Here is a 19,575-nt window from a genome sequence, read left to right on the forward strand (position 1 = left end):
CCGATGGAGCTTCCAGCCCTTCCCTTCCTAAGCTCGCACCAGAGATCAAGAGTTCCGATGCGAAGCTCTGGCTGATCGGACGGCAACCCTCTCTCGTGGCGGGGTGCCCCAGGTGAAGATCCGACCGCGGCGCACCGGCGTCGACGGTAAGCACGGTGCCGCTGACGCGGCTCCCGAAGCAGAGAGGCTGCCCTTCCATGTCTTCTTCCTCGCCCTCGCCCACCGCAGCAGCCGCAGCAGCCGCTGCGGGGCCCGACTACGAGACCCTCGCAAACCGGTTCCGGCCCATTTTCGCCAAGATCGCCGAGGGAGCCAGCCGCCGCGAACAGGACCACCAGCTGCCCTTCGCCGAGATCAGGGAGCTCGCGAGCGCCGGCTTCGGCGCCGTGCGCGTTCCGGTCGCCCACGGCGGAGCCGGGGCGTCCCTCCCACAGCTTTTCCGCCTGCTGACCGAACTGGCTGCAGCGGACACGAACATCCCTCAGGCCCTGCGCGGGCATTTTGCGTTCGTCGAGGATCGTCTCGTCTCCTCGGGCGCGCAGCGCGAGGTCTGGCTCGAGCGTTTTGCGCGGGGTGAGATCGCCGGCAACTCCTGGACAGAGGTCGGCACGGTGAAGATCGGCGACGTCATCACGAAGGTCAGCCCGGACCCTGCCAGCGGCGAGGGGAACTTCCTCGTCAACGGCACCAAGTACTACTCGACGGGCAGTATCTTCGCCGATTGGATCGACACCTTCGCCCAGCGCACTGACGACGGCACCAAGGTCATCGCGGTGGTCAACGCCCATCAGCCCGGGGTCGTCCACTCCGACGACTGGGACGGCTTCGGCCAGCGCACCACGGGATCGGGCACGAGCACCTTCACGGACGCGGTCGTCGAGTCCGAGAACGTCATCGACTTCGGCACCCGGTTCAAGTACCAGACGGCCTTCTACCAGGCCGTGCTCCTCGCGGTCCTCGCGGGAAGCATCCATGGGGCCGAGCGCGACATCGCGGACGAGGTCCGCCGGCGCACCCGCATCTTCTCCCACGGCAATGCCGACTCATTCGCCGCGGACCCGCAGATCCTGCAGGTGGTCGGGCAGGTCTCCGCCCGTGCCTACGCCGCGGAAGCCGTGGTCGAGCGCGCCGCCCAAGCTCTCCAGGGCGCGTACGAGGCCGCCTTTGGGGATGACCTCGTCGAAGAAGAACACCGTAACGACCTCGCCGAACTCGAGACCGCTCAGGCGCAGGTGATCCTCACCGAGCTCGCGACCCGGGCCACCTCGGACATCTTCGACGCCCTCGGGGCCTCCGGCACGAGCACTGGGAAGAACCTCGACCGCCACTGGCGCAACGCCCGCACGGCCGCCAGCCACAACCCGTGGGTCTTCAAGGCCCGCATCGTCGGCGACTGGGTGGTCAACGGCGCCACCCCGCCACGCGTGTGGTCCATCGGCGCCGGCCCCAAGGCAGACCTCGCGGCGAAGTAGCGCGGTTCCACCCGGCCGGCGCGGCCGTCACGCGCGCCGGTGGGGTGGGCTCTGCTGCCGCCGGGCGAGCTCCGGGAGGACATGGTCCGTCAGGAGGGGCGCCAGATCGGCATCGGGTTCGGCCCGGGGATCGATCCAGCGCAGTTCATCGATCTCCGCGGCCGGATGCACCTCGGCCGGATCGTGTGCTCCGGGTGCGGTGAACACCGTGGCCTCGATATCGGTCGCGGCCTCGTTCGCCGCCCGGGCGATCCAGACGCCCAGCGGCATCAGCGCCTCTGCCGCGACCTGGATGCCGACCTCCTCGAGGAGCTCTCGGCTCGCGGTCTCGGCCGGGGACTCCCCCGGCTCGGGCTTGCCGCCCGGGTGCATGAACCGGTCAGTGCCGCGCTTCCGGACCGTGAGGAGGAGCCCCTCGGGCGAGTAGACGCAGACGGCGGAGACGACGATCCGGGAAGTCACCGTACGAGGCTACCGGGTTGCCCGCACCGCGAGGGCTAGGGGGCAAAGTCGGCTGCAGTCGCGGCAGCCTCGGAGAACTGCGTGGTGTACAGCTCGGCGTAGCGGCCGCCTGCGGCGAGGAGCTCGGCGTGGGTGCCCCGTTCCACGATCGCGCCGCCCTCGACCACGAGGATCTGGTCCGCCGCGCGGATCGTGGAGAGCCGGTGCGCGATCACGATCGCGGTGCGCCCCTCGAGCGCCTCCGTGAGGGCGGCCTGGACGGCGGCCTCGTTGGTCGAGTCGAGCGCGGCGGTGGCCTCGTCGAGGATCACCACGCGCGGAGCGGCGAGCAGGAGCCGCGCGATGGTGAGTCGCTGCCGCTCCCCGCCTGAGAGGCGGTAGCCGCGCTCGCCCACGATCGTCTCGAGGCCATCGGGCAGGGAGCTCACCATCTCCTCGAGCCGCGCGCGCCGGAGGACGTCCCACAGCTCCTCGTCGCTCGCCTCCGGACGGGCGAGGCGGAGGTTGGAGGCAATGCTCTCGTGGAACAGGTGGCCGTCTTGGGTCACCATGCCCACCGTGCCCCTCATCGAGGCGAACGTCGCATCCCGCACGTCGGTGCCGCCGATCCGCACGGCTCCGGAGTCGACGTCGTACAGCCTCGACAGCAGCTGGGCCACCGTGGACTTCCCCGCGCCGGAGGAGCCGACGAGCGCCACGGTCTGTCCCGGCTGCACACGGAACGAGACCCCGTGCAGCACCTCTTCGCCGCCGCGGGTGTCGAGGACCGCGACCTCCTCGAGGGAGGCGAGGGAGACCTTCTCGGCGCTCGGGTAGGAGAAGCGCACGTCGTCGAACTCGACGGCGACCTGTCCGCTGGGCAGCGCCCTCGCGTCGGGCTTCTGGCGGATCAGGGGCGTGAGGTCGAGCACCTCGAATACCCGCTCGAAGCTCACGAGCGCGCTCATGATCTCCACCCGGGCGTTGGAGAGGTTGGTGATCGGCGCGTACAGGCGGGTCAGCAGCAGCGCGAGCACGACGACGTCGCCCGCCGCGAGCTGCCCGCCGATCGCGAGCCAGCCGCCCACCCCATAGACGAGGGCGAGCGCGAGGGAGGAGACGAGGGTCAGCGCGGTGATGAACGTGAAGGAGAGCATCGAGGAGCGGATGCCGATGTCCCGGACCCGGCGGGCGCGCACGGCGAACTCCCGCGACTCCTCGTCGGGGCGTCCGAACAGCTTGATGAGCGTCGCGCCGGGCGCGGAGAACCGCTCCGTCATCTGGGTGCTCATGGCGGAGTTGTGCGCGGCGGCCTCTCGCCTCAGATCCGCGACCCGGGTGCCCATCCGGCGCGCCGGGATGAGGAAGACCGGCAGCAGGATGAGGGCGAGGACGGTGACGAGCCAGGACTTCTGGGCCATCACGGCCACGGTGAGGATGAGCGCCACCGCGTTGCTCACCACGCCGGAGAGGGTGCCGGCGAAGGCCGCCTGGGCTCCGATGACGTCATTGTTGAGCCTGCTGACCAGCGCGCCGGTCCGGGTCCTCGTGAAGAACGCGATGGGCATCTTCTGGACGTGGTCGAAGACGGCGCGGCGGAGGTCGAGGATGACCCCTTCGCCGATGGTCGAGGAGAGCCACCGGGTGAGCAGGCCGAATCCGGCGTCGGCGACCGCAACGACGGCGATGAGGACCGCGAGCCATACGACCGTCGAGACGGACTGGTGCCCCACGATCGCGTCGACCACCTGGCCTGCGAGCACCGGGGTGGCGACCGCGAGGACGGCTGCGACGATCGAGGCCAGCACGAAGGCGACGAGGCGGGTGCGGTGCGGCCTCGCGAAGGCGAGGACACGCCGGATCGTGGCACGGCTGAACGGGTTCCTGCCGTCCGTTGCGCGCGAGATCTGGTGCAGCGAGCTCCACGCGGCACTCTGCATGCTCATGAGTTCTCCTGGGAAACGTGAAAGGCCCGCCGACTCGCGATTGGGGGGTGCGCGAGCCGGCGGGCTGACTCCAGCATAGGGCAGGGACGACCTCGCGTAAAATCGGTATCCGGAATGTCTAACGATGCGTGGGGGCTGTCGGCTGCGCGGATGATTCAGGGGGGTACATGCCGGTTTCAGCGCTCGTCTTCCGGGACTGGATGAAGGAGCTAGCGCCGGGGATATCGGCGGCAGACGTATGCCGGCGCTCCGGCGTGAAGAGGAGCACGCTCGCCCAGCAGATGGTGCGCGGCAAGGTGGCAGAGACCACGGTCGTCGCCGTTGCCCGCGCCTACGGCGAGAACCCCGTGCTAGGGCTCGCACACTTCGCGCCCTACCAAGACCTCGCCGCGAGCACGGCGCCCCCCACCGATGCCGAGCTCCTCAGCCAGGTCCCGACCTCCCGCCTCCTGACAGAGCTGCTGGTCCGCAGCGGCGGCCTCGCCGAGGTTCCCACGGGCCTCCCGTCGCCTCCGGCCGAGCCCTCGGCCGCCCGGGAGGGCCTTGAGAACTCGATGCTGGAACCGGATGTGCGCCACTGGGTGGACGCGATCGACGACGGTGAGCTGCGCCAGCGCGTGAGCGAGGCCGCCGGGATCGCTCCGCAGAACCTGTCCGCCCAGCTGCGGGCCAACAGGCTCAGCCCCGAACTCGCCGTGAGCACTGCGCGGGAGGCCGGCGTGGGGCTGCGGAACGGCCTCGTGGTCACCGGGCTCGTGACCCCGACCGAGGCGGGCTGGCCGCGCGAGGCATGCGAGGACGCAGTGCGCCGCGTTCCGGACGCCGAGCTCGCCTTCATGGCCTCCGAGAGGCTCGCCGCGCTCGGACGGTCGCTGCGCCGGCAGACCTCCGACGAGCGCGCCGCCCAGCGGGTCTGGGACAACCTGGGATGACCTGGCTCGCCTGGGTGACGTTCGGCGTCGCCCTCGTGCTGGCGCTGGTCAGGATCCCTGCCGCCCTCCGGGGGCAGAGCCAGCTCATGCTGTGGCTCTTCGCGCTCCTCGCCGGCGCGGTGCTCCTGAGCATCGAGGGACCCTACCTGGCGATCGACCACTTCCTGGGCGGGTTCAACCTCGCGAACCTCCTGCTCCGGTTCCTCCTCTACGGGATCACGCTCCTGCTCGCCGTGCGGATTGCCCAGGCGTTCGGCGCACGAGGAGCACAGCGCGTGCTCCTGGGGCCTTGGGGCCTCGCCGCGCTCGGCGTGGTCGGTGGCGCTACCGTCTGCTCGTTCGTGCTGCTCGATCCGGGCGCCTCGAGCGTCGGCCTGCACGGCGAGGCCACTGACATCTGGTTCACCGTGTACTCGACGCTCGGCCGCGTCTATCCCGGCTTCACGGGCGTGGTCCTGCTGCCCTGCCTCTTCCGGGCAGTCCGCCGCGCTCCGCACCGGATGCTCCGCGCGGCGGCCCTGCTCCTCGCTGCGGGCTACACCCTGCTCGCGCTCACCAACACCTTCACGCTGCTGCCGCCGAGTGCCGTGCCCCTTATGGAGGCTGTGAACTACTCGACACTCCTGCTGATCCTGAGCGGTCTTGCCACGATCTGGATCGGCGGCCTGGTGGCAAGGCGGCGCGCCGTGACGTCATAAATCAAGACTTGTGAGGAACTGGGTTCACATTTTCATAAGTACGTGCCACAATCATGATTGTGTGAACGCAGCCTGTCAGGGGGACAGGGGAAGTTCTTCATTGGGGGGATGAGTGGCGGCGGCCTTCGGGCCGCCACCACTCAGCCATTTAAGGCCACGTCCCGCGAGCGCACCCCGCGCGGTGCCCGGCGGAGCCTGAGGGTGACGATCTCGAACGGGCGCAGCGAAAGCCGTGCCGCCCCTGCCCCGGTTGAGGCGAGCGGTGTGTGTGCCTCGGCGCCGAGCGGCCGCTCAAGGAGGTCTACGGCCTCAATGCCAGCGCAATCAAAGGCGGCCCTGACGTCCGCGCCAGTCCGGGAGCCCAGCGCCTCGTATAGCCGCACGACCACGTCGCCGCTGCCGTCCTCGGCGAGCTTCACCGCCTCCACGACCACACTTGGCCCGCTGACACCCACCAGTGGTGCGACGTCCCGCTCACCCTCCACGACGCGGTACGGCAGGTTCAGGTCGTAGCCTTCGCGCACCGCCTCGGCGATGCCGGCATTCGGGACGACCACGATCGCGAAGCGGTGCGTCCCGGCGTCTGCCGAGGGGTCGGGGAACAGCGGCGACTTGAGCAGCGAGAGCCGCACTGTCGTCGTCGTGCCCCCGTCGCCGCCCGGACCGGAGCGCACGGTGCGGGTCACGTCGTGCCCGTACACGGTGCTGTTCGCGATGGCGACCCCGTACCCGGCCTCGCCGACGTGGATCCAGCGGTGGGCGCAGATCTCGAAGCGCGCGGCGTCCCACGACGTGTTGGCGGGGATGGGCCGGTAGACGTGCCCGAACTGGGTCTCGGCGGCACTGCGGTCTGCCCGCACGTCGAACGGGAAGCCCAGCTTGAGGAGCTTCTGCCGCTCGTGCCAGTCGACCTCGGTCTCGATCCTCAGCCCGGCCGCTCCCGGCGCGAGGACGATCCGCTGGTACACGGTCGACCCCCCGAAGGCACGCCGCACCTCGAGCACCGCCTCCCCGGGATCGCCGGCGCCCGGCTCCACCGACACGGCCGCCGTCATGGGATCCACGTTGTGCCGGTAGAACTCGTCGAGGTCCCACGCGTCCCACTCGTTCGGGGTGTCCCGGTGCAGCTCGAGGAGGTTGCCGCGGGCTTCCGGCGCGATCGCGTTCCTGCCCGTCCCGTGGTCCGCGAGCGCCACGAGCAGGCCGTCGTCGTCGATCTCTGCGCGGACACGCCCGTTGTCGAGGACCCAGCCGCCCGCCGTCGTGCGGTGCGCGGCCCCCGGCGCGGAGCGGGAGCCGTCCCGCGGGGCGAGGCGCGCCTCGCCCGGGGTGCGCACGACGGCGCCCCCTCCGAGCGCGGGCACGCCGGCCCTCGCGTGGGGCGCCGCATTGAGGAGGAGGGGCCGGCTGCCGGTTCCGACGAGGGCGCGCACGGCCTGGGCGATGAGACCCTCGAGGTCCCTGCCGATCGCCGCGTAGTTCCGCTCGGCGTCGTGGTGCACCCACGCGATGGAGCTGCCGGGGAGGATGTCGTGGAACTGCTGGAGCAGCACGAGCCGCCAGAGACGCCGCAGCTCCTCGGCCGGGTAGTCGGCGCCGGTGCGCACTGCCGCCGTGGCGCACCAGAGCTCCGCCTCCCGCAGCAGGTGCTCGCTGCGCCGGTTCCCTGCCTTGGTACGCGCCTGCGCGGTGTAGGTGCCGCGGTGCTTCTCGAGGTACATCTCCCCGGTCCACACGGGCGGATGCGTGTACTCGGCCTCGGCCTCCGTGAAGAACGCCCGCGGGGTGTCGACGCGCACGGTCGGCGAGCCCTCAAGGTCGTGGTACCTGCGCGCCGCGGCCATCATCTCGCGCGTGGGGCCGCCCCCGCCGTCGCCGAAGCCGAACGGTACGAGGGACATCGAGGCCCGGCCGTGCTCGCGGAAGGTCCGCTCCGCGTGGGCGAGGCTCGCGGCGCTCAGGTCCGAGCTGTAGGTGTCGGCCGGCGGGAAGTGGGTGAAGACCCGGGACCCGTCGATCCCCTCCCAGAGGAATGTGTGGTGCGGGAAGGCGTTGACCTGGTTCCAGGAGATCTTCTGCGTCAGGAACCAGCGGCTGCCCGCGGCGCGAACGATCTGCGGCAGTGCGGCCGAGTACCCGAAGGAGTCGGGCAGCCACGTCTCCTCGCACTCCACGCCGAACTCCTCGAGGAAGAACCTCTTGCCCTCCACGAACTGCCGCGCCATGGCCTCGGCGCCGGGCATGTTGGTGTCCGACTCGACCCACATCCCGCCGACCGGCACGAACCGCCCCTCGGCCACCTTCTCCTTGATCCGCTCGAACAGGAGCGGGTAGCCGTCCCGGATCCACGCGAGCTGCTGGGCGGAGGAGCACGCGAACGTCAGCTCCGGGTCCTGGTCCATGAGCGCGACGACGTTGGCGAACGTGCGGGCGCACTTGCGCTGTGTCTCGCGCACGGGCCAGAGCCAGGCGGAGTCGATGTGCGCGTGGCCGGTGGCGATGATGCGGTGCGCGCTGGGCTCCGCGGGAGAGGCGAGCACGTCCGCGAGCGCCGCGCGCCCGGCGGAGGCCGTGCCGGCGACGTCGTGGGGGTCCATGACGTCCGCCATGCGCTCGAGGGCGCGCAGGATGAGGTGGCGGCGGGGCCGATCCTCGGGCAGCTGGCGCATGAGGCCGAGGAGGGCCCAGGAGTCCCGGGCCAGCTCCCACACCGTCGTGTCCCGCTCGGCGAGCAGGAGGGGCCCGAGCCGGTAGAGCGGCGGACCATCCGGGGCGGGCCGGTCCCCCAGCGGCGTCGGCCGGAAGGTCCAGCCCTGGGCCACGTCTGGGTTCGCCGCCGCCTCGACGTAGAAGTCCACTGTCGGTCCGCCGCCGAGCGCGCTCAGCGGGACGTGCTGGTTGCGGGGATTGAGCCCCTTCACGGGCCGGCCGTCGGGGAGCCAGGCCAGGCCCTCGCACTGGAAGCCGGGCTGCTCATCGGTGTACCCGAGGTCCACGAGCGCCTCGACCTCGGTCCCCGCCTCGCCCCAACCGGCAGGGACGCTGCCGGTGAGGTGCAGCCACGTGGTTCCCCACGGCGGCCCCCACGGGTCCCCGGCTGCAGTGGGCCCGAAGGGCTGGGCCAGGGCCTCCGCCGCTGCGACCGGCTCGCCCGGCGCGTCCCACCGGGTTGCGTCCAGCGGGACAGTCCGCCGATACTGCGCCGGCAGGATCCGTTCGCGGAAGAAGCGGTCGATGCGGGCTTCGGTGATGAGGCGGTCGTCGTGCACCGACATCCAATCAGTTGACTAACCCGGGATACCCAAGCTACTCCCCCGTAGGCCCGAGGGGAACCGCCTCCTGCACGGGATCGAGGCGTTCGTGGCCGGCGTAGACGTTGAAGCCGTCCCCACGGCTGAAGCCGATGAGGGTCACGCCGGCCTCCTCCGCGAGCTCGGCCGCGAGGGTCGACGGCGCGCTCACGGCGGCAAGGACGGGGATCCCTGCCATCGCGGCCTTCTGCACGAGCTCGAACGAGGCCCGGCCCGACACCTGCAGCACGGTTCCGGAGAGGGGGAGCCTGCCTTCGCGCAGCGCCCAGCCCACCACCTTGTCCACCGCGTTGTGCCGGCCCACGTCCTCGCGAAGGCACTCGAGCTCGGCGCCCGTGCCATTGCCGTGGATCGAGAACAGGCCCGCTGCGTGCACGCCACCAGTCTTGTCGAAGAGCGCCTGGGCCTCGCGGAGGCGCCCCGGCAGCGAGGCGACGAGATCGGGCTGGAGACGCACGGGATCGCCGGCAGGCCCATAGTGCGAGGAGCGCCGCACGGCGTCGATCGAGTCGGTCCCGCAGATCCCGCAAGCGCTCGAGGTCACCACGTTCCGCCCGAGGTCGGGCAGCACGACGCCGGGCCGCAGCTGCGCGTCCACCACGTTGAACGTCTGGTGCCCGTCCGCATCCTCACCGGCGCAGAAGCGCTCCGAGACGAGCTGCCCGGACTCCCAGACGATCCCCTCGGAGACGAGGAAGCCGGCCACGAGGTCGAAATCGTGGCCAGGCGTCCGCATCGTGACGCTGTACTTGAGCGTGCCCGCGGGACCGGTCAGCCGGATCTCGAGCGGCTCCTCGACCGCGAGCACGTCCTCCTTGTGCCGGATGGGATGCTCGCTGCCGAGCACGTACTTGTGGACCTTGCGGCGCTGGCTCAGCCGACCCATGGCGCCCTCCTTACCCTGCTCCTGCGCTCATGCCCTGCTGTTCCCGCAGGGCGCGCCTCAGCTCAATTCTCCCGCGCGGCGCAATTCTCCCGCGCCGGCCGCGGTGCCCGCAGGGGTGCGCCGTTCGAACCGCACCGTGATCGCCTTGAAGCCCGGCGTGTTGGACACCCGCGCCACGTTGTCGCGGTGCACGAGGGCGTTGGCCTCGGGGAAGTATGCGGCGGCACAGCCTCTCGCCGTCGGGTAGGAGACGAGCCGGAAGCGGTCGGCGCGCCGTTCGTCGCCGTTGAACACGCTCACGACGTCGACGAGTTCACGGTCCTGGAGGCCGAGGTCGGCGAGGTCCTCGGGGTGGACGAGGATGACGCGACGGCCGTCCTTGATGCCGCGGTAACGGTCGTCCTGGCCGTAGAACGTGGTGTTGTACTGGTCGTGGCTGCGGACTGTCTGGAGGATGAGGTGGCCCTCGGGCGCCTCGAGGTACTCGAGCGGGCTGACCGTGAAGTGCGCGCGGCCCGCGTCCGTGGCAAACGTGCGGGTGTCGCGCGGCGGATTGGGCAGCTGGAAGCCGTTCTTCTCCCGCACGCGCCGGTTGAAGTCCTCGAAGCCCGGCAGCACCCGCGAGATGTGGTCGCGGATCACGTCGTAGTCCTCTGCCATGGCGCGCCAGTCCACCGGGTGGTTCTCGCCGAGGGCGGCGGCGGCCATGCGCGCCACGATCACGGGCTCGGCGAGGAGGTGCTCGGAAATCGGCTCGAGGCGGCCCTGGGTCGAGTGGACCATGGACATCGAGTCTTCGACCGAGAGGAACTGCCGGCCCTTCGGGTGCTTGTCGTCCCGGTCGGTGCGCCCGAGCGTGGGCAGGATGAGCGACGTCTTGCCATGGACCACGTGGGAGCGGTTCGGCTTGGTCGAGATGTGGACTGTGAGCCCGGCGCGCTGCATGCCGGCCTCGAGCGCCTCGGTGTCCGAGTTCGCCTGGGCGAAGTTCCCGCCGAGGGAGACGAAGACGTCCACCTCGTCCTTCTCGAAGGCGTGGAGCGTCTCGGTGGAGTCGTACCCGTGCTCACGCGGGCTGCTGATGCCGAACTCCCTGTCCAGTGCCGCGAGGAGCCACTCGGTGGGCTTCTCCCAGATGCCCATGGTCCTGTCGCCCTGCACGTTCGAGTGCCCGCGCACGGGGCACGCACCCGCGCCGGGCTTGCCGAAGTTGCCCTGGAGCAGGAGCACGTTGACGATCTCGCGGATCGTGTCCACCGAGTGGGGCTGCTGGGTGAGGCCGAGGGCCCAGCAGATGACAGTGGCCTTGGACTTCGCCAGCAGGTTCGCCACCGTGGCGATCTCGAGGCGCGAGAGGCCGGTGGCGCGTTCCGTCTCGTCCCAGTCGATCTCGGCGCGGGCCGCCTCGTAGGCGGCGAAGCCCTCGGTGCGGGCGTCGACGAACGCGCGGTCCACGATCGTCCCCGGGGCCCGGCGCTCCTCCTCGAGCAGGAGGTGGCCGAGCGCCTGGAACAGCGCGAGGTCGCCGCCGACCTTGATCTGGAGGAACTCGTCGGAGATGGTCGAACCGTGGCCCACGTAGCCCTCGACGGTCTGGGGGTCCTTGAAGTGGAGGAGCCCGGCCTCGGGCAGCGGGTTGACCGCCACCACCTTGCCGCCGCGGTCCCGGCACTCCTTCAGGGCCGAGAGCATGCGCGGGTGGTTGGTGCCCGGGTTCTGGCCGACCACCATGATGAGCTCGGCCTCGTGGAGGTCCTCGAGCGAGACGGTGCCCTTGCCGATCCCGATAGTGGGGTTCAGCGCCGATCCGGAGGACTCGTGGCACATGTTGGAGCAGTCAGGCAGGTTGTTGGTGCCGAGGCTCCGGGCGAAGAGCTGGTACATGAACGCCGTCTCGTTCGCGGTGCGGCCCGAGGTGTAGAACACGCACCGGTCGGGGGTGGTGGCGTTGATGTGCTCGGCAACGAGGTCGAAGGCGTCCGTCCACGAGATCCGGTGGTAGCGGTCGTCACCGGGGTGCAGCACCACCGGCTCGGTGATGCGGCCCTGCTTCGAGAGCCAGTAGTCCGTCTTGTCGCGCAGCGTCGCGATCGGGTGCTCGGCCCACCACTCCGGCGTCACAGCGGAGACGGTGATCTCCTCCGCCACGGCCTTCGCACCGTTCTCGCAGAACTCGGCGGCCTTGCGGTGCCCGGTGGACTCCGGCCACGCGCAGCCGGGGCAGTCGAACCCGCCGCGCTGGTTGATCCGCGCCAGGGAACGCAGAGTGCGCGCCGGGCCGCCCTCGCCGATGGTCCTCTGCAGCGCGACGGCGACAGCCGTCAGGCCCGCGGCGGAGGTCTCCGGATGGCCGACGTGCAGCGAATCCTCATTGATGTCTGCAACCTGCCGCTCTGCAGGCTTCCTCTCCGCCGTTCTCCCCGCCCGGTCCACGGGCCTCTCGACGGTGCGCGCCTCATTGCTCATGGGCCCATACTGCCCATGTCCCCCACACTTTTCGAAAGGCGCCCGTCATGTGGGCAGTGCGCGGTCACATGGGCGCGCTCAGCGGTCCAGTGCGCTCCAGTCGACCGGCTCCTTCGACCCCACGGAACGCCGCCGGGCCTTGGGTTTGGCGTCACCGCCCGCTCCCGATGCCGACGACGGCGTGGCACCGCCGAGCGGGCGCCCCCACGGCAGCGGGAGGCACTCCACCGGGCTGCCGAGTTCGACGCCGTGCGGCGGGACCACCATGAACCCGTCCGCCCGGGCGAGGCCACGGAGCATGCCGGACCCGATGCCCGCCGCCGGGGAGGCCATGCCGTACATCCGCCGGAACGGCACGATCCGGGTGCGCTTGAGCTCGGGCTCGAACACCTCCCCGGAGGGAAGCTCGACGGCGGCGAGGGGCTTCCGCCCGCACAGCGCCGCCAGCAGGGGCTCGCCGAGGGTGACGAGCCCCACGACCGCCGCGAGCGGGTTCCCCGGAAGGCCGAGGAAGAAGCGGCCGTCCGGGAGCTCGGCAAGGACCGTGGGATGTCCGGGGCGCATCGCCACCCCGTCCACGACCAGCCGGCCCCCCATGCGCGCCACGATGTCGCGGAAGTGGTCCGAGCCGCCCTTGCCCGTCCCGCCCGTGGTGACCACGACGTCGGCCTGGCCGTCCGCGGACGGCGCGGCGCCGGCGTCGTGCCCTGCCCGGATGACGTCCCGGCCGGCGCTGTCTGCGAGCGCGGCCTCCCACTCCTCAGCGGCGTCGCCGATCTTCTCGTGCCCCACCAGGATCCCGCCGTACGCCTCCAGAAGGGGCGGCAGGAGGTAGCTGAACACGTCGCGGACGAGGCCGGGCCCGGGGAGGCCTGCCTCGACCACCTCCCCGCCCGTGCGCACGAGCTTCACGTTGGGACGCCCCGTGACCCGGAGGGAGTCATAGCCGGCGAGGGCCGCGAGGGCGAGCTGCGCCGGGCCCATCAGCGTGCCGGCCTTGAGCAGCACGTCGCCCTCGGATGCCTCCTCACCCGCTGGCCGGAGGTCTGCGCCGCCCCCCGGCGCGCCCGGGGGCGCCCCCGGTGCGAGGCGGAGGTGGGGCAGCCCGTCGTCGTCGGGGACCACCTCGCCATGCTCCCGCCGCAGCACCGACCGGGCCCCGTGCGGCAGCACACCGCCGGTGACGATGGGAGCGGCCTGGTGGGCCGTCAGGGGCTCGCCGGGCTCGGCGAGGATCCACGGCCCGGTCCCGCACACCGCCCAGCCGTCCATGGCGGAGGACGTGTAATGGGGCATGTCCCGAAGGGCCGTGAGCGGGCCGGCGAGCGTACGGCCGCTGGCCCTGCCCAGCGGCACTTCCGTGGGCGGCTGGGGAAGCGCAGCGGCCGCTGCGGCCGCGCGCGCCTCGCTCCACGTGAGGTGAAGTGCGTGGTGTCGTCCGGCCGGGTGGGGGCCGGAGGTCATTCCTCGGACCCGGCCGCTCCGTGCGCCTTCGCGGCCTGGAGCGCGGTTGCGATCGAGGACTGGATCGCCTCGCCTGCCTCCGCCTTCCCGCTGCCCGCGGCGAGGCCCGCGGCGTAAGCGGCGAGGAACGTGGTCAGCGGCGCCGCCGGACGGACGATCGAGTGCGCCGCCACACCTGCCAGACCCAGGACGGCATCGATGTCGATGTCGGTCCCGCCGAGTCCCAGGACCTCGCCGAGCTCGGCGCACCAGATGCGCAGCACCGCGTCCTTCTCGTCCGACCCGTTCGGCGTGCCTGCCGGCGTCTCAGTCATGGCGTTCCTCCTGCCGTGGCGTGGCGTCCCGCCCCTCGCCGGGACCGGGCCGTTCGATGCCCCAGCTCAGCGCTGCCTCCCACGTGTCGACGTCATCGGAGGCGCGCGGAGGCAGTGCCAGGGGCAGCATGTCCAGCCTAGCAACGAGGTGCTTCATCGGGCGGTCGGCGAGGCCGCCCTCGGCGGCGAGCCGGGCGAGCACTTTCTCGAGCGGACCGCGGCGGTACGCGGCGAGGAGTGGCTGGGCGCGGCCGCCGGCATCGGTGCCGAGCAGCGCGTCTGGGCCCGGCGGCGCATCTGGGCCCGGGGAGGCAGCGGCAGGGTCCGGGGCGGCAGCACGGTCCAGGGCGGCGGCGCGGGCCAGGAGCTGGGCGACGCCACCCGTGGCAAGCGGAAGGTCCGCGGCGAGGACGACGACCCATTCCGGCTGCGGCTCCATCTGCGAGTCAGATGCTGCCTGATAGCCCACGGCCGCCCGCGAGTCGAGGGCCGCGCGAGCACGCAAGGCTGCCAGGCCCGCACCGAGTGCCGCGAGCGGGCCGGCGAAGCGCGGCTCCTCCCGGGTGAACAGCACCGACGGCGGGAAGTCCAGGCGGCCCTCGTGCGCCTCGGGTTTCCGGCCTTCAGGGCAGGCGCTTTCAGTGCCGGCCCTGCCCGGCAGAGCCGGCCCTCCCGGCTCGCCGGGGGCCGGACCGACGACCACCACGGTGCGCGCCCGGGCGACGGCCCGCAGGGCATGCTCCAGCAGGGTGGCACCGCGGTACTCCAGCTGCGGCTTCGGGTAGCCGCCGAGCCGCGAGGCTCGGCCGCCTGCGAGCACGACCGCATCGAACAGCGGCGGGTCCTGGGCCGTCCCTGCCCCGGCCGAGGCGGCAGGTGCCGGTAAAGAGCGGGACGAGGGGCCGGCGTCGCGCGTCAGGCCGCCGACTCCGGGGCGAGGAAGGGGCTCCACTGCGCTGCCGGCTTCTCCAGTTCCTTGATCTGCCAGACGACGCCGACCGGCGCTGCGGGCGAGAAGCGCAGCTTCCAGCCCATCTCGCCGGGCGTGTGGTCGCCCTTGACGTTGTTGCAGCGCAGGCAGCATGCCACGAGGTTCTCCCACGTGTCCGCGCCGCCGCGCGAGCGGGGCAGCACATGGTCCACCGTGTGGGCCGCCTTCCCGCAGTAGGCGCAGGCGTGGGCGTCACGGCGGAGCACGCCCCGTCTGCTCACCGCGGTGGCGTACGTGCGCCGGGGCCTGATGTACCGATGCAGCAGGATCACCGAGGGGCGCCCGAGCACTTCGCGTGGTCCGACGACCGGTTCGCCGTCTTCCAGCACGACGCTCGCCTTGCCGGCGAGCACGAGGACGAGCGCGCGGCGGAAGGTGACCACCGCGAGCGGTTCATATCCAGCATTGAGAACGAGTGTGCGCATGCGCGTTCCTCACGGCCGCACCCGGTCAGGGGCACAGGGCCGGCTGCCCTGTGCGTAGCCGGGCTGATCGACCCTCCCAGAGTACTGAACACATCTGTGATTAACCGAACGACCCCGTGAGACTCCCCACACCGCCCACTGCCGTTCACCGATTCGCAACCAGCCAGGGCCCGAAGGCACAGGGACGCCCCCACCCGTGCGGGTGGGGGCGTCCCTGAGGTTTTCCCGGACCGTTCGCTGCCCGGGAGGTATTCGCTGGCGGTCAGCCGCCGACGCGGATGAACACCGGGCCGGAGCCGACGTTCACACTGAACAGCGCGGTCGTGCCGCCGTTCCAGCCGCCGTGCACGGCCATGCCGTTGCCCACGTAGACGGCAATGTGGGCCATGCCCATGCCGCCGTTGGCGTAGTAGGCGAGGTCGCCGGGCTGGGCCTCGGCGGCGCTCACGGTGCGGCCGAGGGAGAGGTAGCCGGCCGGCCAGCCGTGGTAGTGGATGCCGACGGCGGCCAGGGAGTTGGTCACGAGCATCGTGCAGTCCTGGGCCACGCCGAGCTGGGCGTAGGCGGCGGCTGCGATCGCGGCACCCATGCCCGAGGCGGCAGCAGGCTTCGGCGCCGCGGGGGCGGCCGGGGCGACAGCAGCCTGGACCTTGGCAACCGGGGCGGCCTGCTGCGTGGCGACCGGAGCGGCCGCTGGGGCCGGGGCCGGTGCCGGGGGCTCGACGACGGGAGCGGCGACGGACTGGACGGCCGGGCGCTCGAAGCTCACCGCTGCGTTCGCCTCGGCGGAGATGGGGGCCTGGACGGCGCTCTCAACGTCGAGCGCGACCGGAGCGGACGCCTCGCGCTGGGTGGAGACGTTCGCCGCGTTGGCGGCCACGCCGCCGGTGAGCACGAGGCCGCCGGCAGCGGCGATGACAGCAGCCTGGCGGCCGACGCCGCCAGCGTTCTCCGTCACAGCCTTGGCGATGACGGCCAGCGAGGAGGTGTTGTCCGCGCGGTGGCGGGCAATGCCTGCACGTGTGGTCATGAAGGGGGTTCTCTCTTTCGTGTCCTTCAGGCCGCGGGGGGTAGGACGGCACTGAAGCGCGGCAACACGGTCACGAGAGCGCCGCATCGCCTGGATGTGTGATTGGGCCTCAGTGGGTGAGGGTGTAGTACGCCGAGGTTCCGGTGGCAGCCACAGCGTGGAGGAGCGTGCCCTGCGAGGGGTTGAGGGCGCTGATCATCATGCCGTTGCCGACGTAGATGCCGACGTGGGCGCCGCCGTTCTGGACCACCAGATCACCGGGCATGGGGGTGGACGTCGGCTTCATGATGGACCAGGCCTGAACGCGCGGGATGCTGATGCCAGCCTGGGCGTAGACCCACTGGGTGAAGCCCGAGCAGTCCCAACCGGCGGGGGTGGTGCCGCCCCACACATAGGGGTGGCCGATTCCGGTGTAGGCGATTCCTGCGAGGCTCGAGCCGGCGGCGGTCGGCGCTGCCACGGGGGCAACAGCGGCCGGGGCGGAGGCAGCCTGGACGGTGGAGGCGGCAGTGCGCGCCGTCGGGGCTGCCTGCTGGGCGGGCTGCTCGACAACCGGGGCGGCCACGGACTCGACGACCGGGCGCTCGAAGGAAACCTGGGCTTCGTTGGACGCGACAACGCTCGGAGCCGAGGCGCTTGCCACGTCGGAGAGGGCGGAGGCCTCGCGGTGGGTCTCCGCGGCCTGGGCGGGAAGCCCGGCGCTCATGATCAGCCCGGACGCCGCAGCGATGACGGCCGCCTGACGGCCGATGGTGCCTGCATTGCCGGAAACGGCCTGCGCGACGGCCCCGAGGGGGCTCGTGCGGACTGGAAGGGCGCGGTGGCGCGCCGTCAACGTACGAGTCGACACAGAAATAGCCTCTCCCAATGCCTACGAGGTGAGCTGTCGGGTTCGGATGGAAAGTATCCGGCAGCCCGGCGGACCGGACTGCTTAACCCCAAGACCCTCCGAAGAGGACCAGAAGTGGTTCCCCCGCCTCTGCCAGACGGATTGTGCGAACGGCTCCGGGAAGTGGCAGAGCTAGGCGTTCTTCCCGGATGTTCCAACTTGGTAGGAGCTGGAACAGGAACGACCCTACCTGAGACCTGACGAAAAGTCACATTCGGATCACAGATTGTTTTGGCGCGTCACGGACAGGAAACGGAGGCCTCAGAGCCACCCGTTCGGATCCACCACTTCGCCGTTCACCATCACCTCGAAATGCAGATGGCAGCCCGTGGACGCGCCGCTGGTGCCACTGAGGGCGATGGAGGCTCCGCGGTCGACCTTCTGCCCCACTTGGACCGAGAAGGACGAGAGGTGGTTGTAGGTGGTCTCGAGGCCATTGCCGTGGTCCACCACAACACGGTTGCCGCCCCCATACGGGTGCCAGCCGGCAAAGGTGACCGTGCCGCCAGCGGCAGCCTTGACCGCCGTGCCGCACTGGGCGGCGAAGTCCTGGCCGCGGTGGAACTCCCCGGCTTCGCCGCTGATCGGGCTGACCCTGTACCCGTAGGGCGAGGAGGGCACCATCGAGTCGAGGGCAGCCCCGAGAACGTGGTGCGATTCGCCAGCAGTGATCCCACCCGCCGACTCTGCCGCGAGCAGGTGCTTGAGCTGCCCGTCCGGGTCTGCGGAGCTGCCGACCGCAGCCTTCGCGAACTCGACGACGGAGTCGCCGGAGGCCGTGATTGCGGGCTGCTGCGCCGTATCTGCGGTCGAGGCGGGTGCTGCGGCGCGCTCCGCAGCGGCCGTCGGGACGGTCACGGTGAGTACGAGTCCCGCGGCCGCCAGCGCGACGCCGGCCTTCTGGCCGGCTCCGCCGGCAGAGGCCATCTCGGCGAGCTGGCGCATGGCGCCCGGCCTCGCCGCGGCGCGGCGCCCGCGCACTGCGGAGCCACGCGGCCGAGGCCCGGGGGCATGGGTGGAAGACGGCGCGGATGGCGGCACGGTGGCACGCCTGCGCCCGTGGACGGCAGACTGCGTCAAGCGATGCCCTCTCTGTCATCGCCTGCGAAGTTAGCTGTCGGGTTCGAGTCAGAGAGCCACGGACTCGGCCCAGTCGTCCGGGCACGCCGGACTTGGGCCGGGTGCTGCGGCGGACGAGCTGCGGGCTTCACCCCAAGGCGGCTGGTGCCGCCGTCGGCGGGTCCCCCGCCTCTGCCATTCAGGATGCGATCGCGTCCCGCTGGCAGAGCTCGGCGTGCGGGCCGGGATGACGCCGAGAACCCCCGGCGTCGTGACCCCAGCATAGGCGGAAGGGGCCGGCTGTAACAATTCCGTGATCTTTTATGAGACTTGACTCACTTACTACGCGAGAGTAGGTATTACTCCAGCGAGTAGACTTTTGTCGCTTTGTGTGAGGCAGTGTGAGATTCGTCTCAGCCGACGGAGACGAAGACGTGCGCGGCGACCTCGGACGGGAGCTCCAAGGCGCCGTCAACGCTCGGCACGCGCACCGAGATGTAGTCGCCGACGCGCTCGAGCGAAACCTTCACCCCGGGGCGGATGCCGCCCTCGTCGAGCTGGGCGAGCAGCTCCGGGTCGACCTGGATCGGCTCAGCCAGCCGGCATACCACCACGCGCGAGCCCGGGGCGTACTCCCCCATCGCCTCCACGAGAGTCATCATGCCCTCGCCGAATCCCTCCGCGGCCTCGCCGCCGAGTTCCTCCAGGCCCGGAATGGGGTTGCCGTAGGGCGACTCGCTCGGCCGGCCCAGCAGCTCGTACAGCCGGCGCTCGACGCGCTCGCTCATGACGTGCTCCCACCGGCAGGCCTCGTCGTGGACGTAGGCCCAGTCGAGGCCGATCACGTCCGAGAGCAGGCGCTCCGCGAGGCGGTGTTTGCGCATGACCTCGACGGCCCGCTTCCTTCCAGCAGCGGTGAGCTGGAGGTGGCGGTCGCCGGAGACCACCACGAGCCCATCGCGCTCCATGCGTGCCACGGTCTGCGAGACCGTAGGGCCGGAGTGGCGCAGCCGCTCGGCGATGCGCGCACGCAGCGGGACGATGCCCTCCTCCTCGAGCTCGAGGATGGTGCGCAGGTACATCTCGGTGGTATCGATGAGGTCGGACATGCGGGGTGCGAGCTCCTGGCGGCCGGACGGCGGTGCAGTTCACCGCTCGAACACCGAGTCTAGCTTATTTTGATCTGCTCAGATTAGACGTGCCGCGCCGACCCGACCAGGGCCCAAGGCGCTCGTGACCGATTCGCACGCG

General features: G+C 71.2%; 16 protein-coding genes and 3 riboswitches. Of the genes, 3 read left to right on the plus strand and 13 right to left on the minus strand.

Annotated features, from left to right (window positions below; genetic code table 11):
* Positions 1-43: 43 nt before the first annotated feature.
* Positions 44-159, plus strand: a riboswitch (SAM riboswitch).
* Between the two features lie 38 nt (positions 160-197).
* Positions 198-1,472 (plus strand): acyl-CoA dehydrogenase family protein, encoded by a 1,275-nt coding sequence (locus IE231_RS12200; RefSeq protein ID WP_189694245.1) that lies wholly within the window; start codon positions 198-200, stop codon positions 1,470-1,472.
* 27 nt (positions 1,473-1,499) lie between these two features.
* Here IE231_RS12200 and IE231_RS12205 read toward each other — a convergent pair whose 3' ends face one another.
* Both IE231_RS12205 and IE231_RS12210 read right to left on the minus strand, forming a co-directional pair.
* Positions 1,500-1,934 carry an NUDIX hydrolase gene (locus tag IE231_RS12205; protein WP_189694246.1) on the minus strand — a complete coding sequence of 145 codons (435 nt, stop codon included), beginning with the start codon at positions 1,932-1,934 and terminating at the stop codon, positions 1,500-1,502.
* Between the two features lie 35 nt (positions 1,935-1,969).
* Positions 1,970-3,859, minus strand: a complete 1,890-nt coding sequence (locus IE231_RS12210) for an ABC transporter ATP-binding protein (protein WP_189694247.1) — start codon at positions 3,857-3,859, stop codon at positions 1,970-1,972.
* Between the two features lie 167 nt (positions 3,860-4,026).
* Between IE231_RS12210 and IE231_RS12215 the strand changes: the two genes are divergently transcribed.
* Together IE231_RS12215 and IE231_RS12220 are read left to right on the plus strand one after the other, a co-directional pair.
* A complete protein-coding gene (locus IE231_RS12215; RefSeq protein WP_189694248.1) occupies positions 4,027-4,791 on the plus strand; it encodes a hypothetical protein in 765 nt (254 codons plus the stop codon).
* Positions 4,788-5,489 (plus strand): hypothetical protein, encoded by a 702-nt coding sequence (locus tag IE231_RS12220; RefSeq protein ID WP_189694249.1) that lies wholly within the window; start codon positions 4,788-4,790, stop codon positions 5,487-5,489. The genes IE231_RS12215 and IE231_RS12220 overlap by 4 nt, the downstream gene beginning before the upstream one ends.
* Positions 5,490-5,629: 140 nt before the next feature.
* Here IE231_RS12220 and IE231_RS12225 read toward each other — a convergent pair whose 3' ends face one another.
* The 11 genes from IE231_RS12225 to IE231_RS12275 form a co-directional block, all read right to left on the minus strand.
* Positions 5,630-8,758, minus strand: a complete 3,129-nt coding sequence (locus IE231_RS12225) for an alpha-mannosidase (RefSeq protein ID WP_189694323.1) — start codon at positions 8,756-8,758, stop codon at positions 5,630-5,632.
* 37 nt (positions 8,759-8,795) lie between these two features.
* Positions 8,796-9,686 carry a formate dehydrogenase accessory sulfurtransferase FdhD gene (gene fdhD / locus IE231_RS12230; RefSeq protein ID WP_189694250.1) on the minus strand — a complete coding sequence of 297 codons (891 nt, stop codon included), beginning with the start codon at positions 9,684-9,686 and terminating at the stop codon, positions 8,796-8,798.
* A 57-nt stretch (positions 9,687-9,743) separates the two neighbouring features.
* Complete coding sequence (locus IE231_RS12235) at positions 9,744-12,152, minus strand: FdhF/YdeP family oxidoreductase (protein ID WP_189694251.1); 2,409 nt, start codon at positions 12,150-12,152, stop codon at positions 9,744-9,746.
* Between the two features lie 78 nt (positions 12,153-12,230).
* The gene (locus tag IE231_RS12240) at positions 12,231-13,616 is read right to left on the minus strand and encodes a molybdopterin molybdotransferase MoeA (RefSeq protein WP_189694252.1); all 1,386 of its coding nucleotides are present in this window, start codon (positions 13,614-13,616) and stop codon (positions 12,231-12,233) included.
* A complete protein-coding gene (locus IE231_RS12245; RefSeq protein ID WP_189694253.1) occupies positions 13,613-13,930 on the minus strand; it encodes a DUF6457 domain-containing protein in 318 nt (105 codons plus the stop codon). Before IE231_RS12245 ends, IE231_RS12240 begins: the two co-directional genes overlap by 4 nt.
* Entirely contained in the window at positions 13,923-14,882 is a 960-nt protein-coding gene (gene mobA / locus IE231_RS12250) for a molybdenum cofactor guanylyltransferase (RefSeq protein WP_229866819.1), read from the minus strand. Before mobA ends, IE231_RS12245 begins: the two co-directional genes overlap by 8 nt.
* Entirely contained in the window at positions 14,846-15,346 is a 501-nt protein-coding gene (locus IE231_RS12255; RefSeq protein ID WP_189694254.1) for an HNH endonuclease, read from the minus strand. Before IE231_RS12255 ends, mobA begins: the two co-directional genes overlap by 37 nt.
* A gap of 262 nt (positions 15,347-15,608) precedes the next feature.
* Positions 15,609-16,376 carry an NlpC/P60 family protein gene (locus tag IE231_RS12260; RefSeq protein ID WP_189694255.1) on the minus strand — a complete coding sequence of 256 codons (768 nt, stop codon included), beginning with the start codon at positions 16,374-16,376 and terminating at the stop codon, positions 15,609-15,611.
* Between the two features lie 109 nt (positions 16,377-16,485).
* Complete coding sequence (locus tag IE231_RS12265) at positions 16,486-17,226, minus strand: C40 family peptidase (protein ID WP_229866821.1); 741 nt, start codon at positions 17,224-17,226, stop codon at positions 16,486-16,488.
* Between the two features lie 4 nt (positions 17,227-17,230).
* Positions 17,231-17,391: riboswitch (cyclic di-AMP (ydaO/yuaA leader) on the minus strand.
* Between the two features lie 135 nt (positions 17,392-17,526).
* Positions 17,527-18,345, minus strand: a complete 819-nt coding sequence (locus IE231_RS12270) for a M23 family metallopeptidase (protein WP_374189449.1) — start codon at positions 18,343-18,345, stop codon at positions 17,527-17,529.
* A 3-nt stretch (positions 18,346-18,348) separates the two neighbouring features.
* Positions 18,349-18,531: riboswitch (cyclic di-AMP (ydaO/yuaA leader) on the minus strand.
* Between the two features lie 206 nt (positions 18,532-18,737).
* Positions 18,738-19,433: an iron-dependent transcriptional repressor DtxR gene (locus tag IE231_RS12275; RefSeq protein ID WP_189694257.1), complete on the minus strand. Its 696-nt coding sequence runs from the start codon at positions 19,431-19,433 to the stop codon at positions 18,738-18,740.
* Between the last annotated feature and the right edge of the window lie 142 nt (positions 19,434-19,575).

The organism is Sinomonas cellulolyticus (assembly GCF_014656475.1).
GTDB classification, from domain to species: Bacteria; Actinomycetota; Actinomycetes; order Actinomycetales; family Micrococcaceae; genus Sinomonas; species Sinomonas cellulolyticus.

Coding starts and splice junctions, on each gene's coding strand:
- IE231_RS12200 (WP_189694245.1), top strand. CDS start 198: ATGTCTTCTTCCTCGCCCTCGCCCACCGCAGCAGCCGCAGCAGCCGCT.
- IE231_RS12215 (WP_189694248.1), top strand. CDS start 4,027: ATGCCGGTTTCAGCGCTCGTCTTCCGGGACTGGATGAAGGAGCTAGCG.
- IE231_RS12260 (WP_189694255.1), bottom strand. CDS start 16,376: ATGACCACACGTGCAGGCATTGCCCGCCACCGCGCGGACAACACCTCC.
- fdhD (WP_189694250.1), bottom strand. CDS start 9,686: ATGGGTCGGCTGAGCCAGCGCCGCAAGGTCCACAAGTACGTGCTCGGC.
- IE231_RS12245 (WP_189694253.1), bottom strand. CDS start 13,930: ATGACTGAGACGCCGGCAGGCACGCCGAACGGGTCGGACGAGAAGGAC.
- IE231_RS12275 (WP_189694257.1), bottom strand. CDS start 19,433: ATGTCCGACCTCATCGATACCACCGAGATGTACCTGCGCACCATCCTC.
- IE231_RS12210 (WP_189694247.1), bottom strand. CDS start 3,859: ATGAGCATGCAGAGTGCCGCGTGGAGCTCGCTGCACCAGATCTCGCGC.
- IE231_RS12235 (WP_189694251.1), bottom strand. CDS start 12,152: ATGAGCAATGAGGCGCGCACCGTCGAGAGGCCCGTGGACCGGGCGGGG.
- IE231_RS12240 (WP_189694252.1), bottom strand. CDS start 13,616: ATGACCTCCGGCCCCCACCCGGCCGGACGACACCACGCACTTCACCTC.
- IE231_RS12255 (WP_189694254.1), bottom strand. CDS start 15,346: ATGCGCACACTCGTTCTCAATGCTGGATATGAACCGCTCGCGGTGGTC.
- IE231_RS12220 (WP_189694249.1), top strand. CDS start 4,788: ATGACCTGGCTCGCCTGGGTGACGTTCGGCGTCGCCCTCGTGCTGGCG.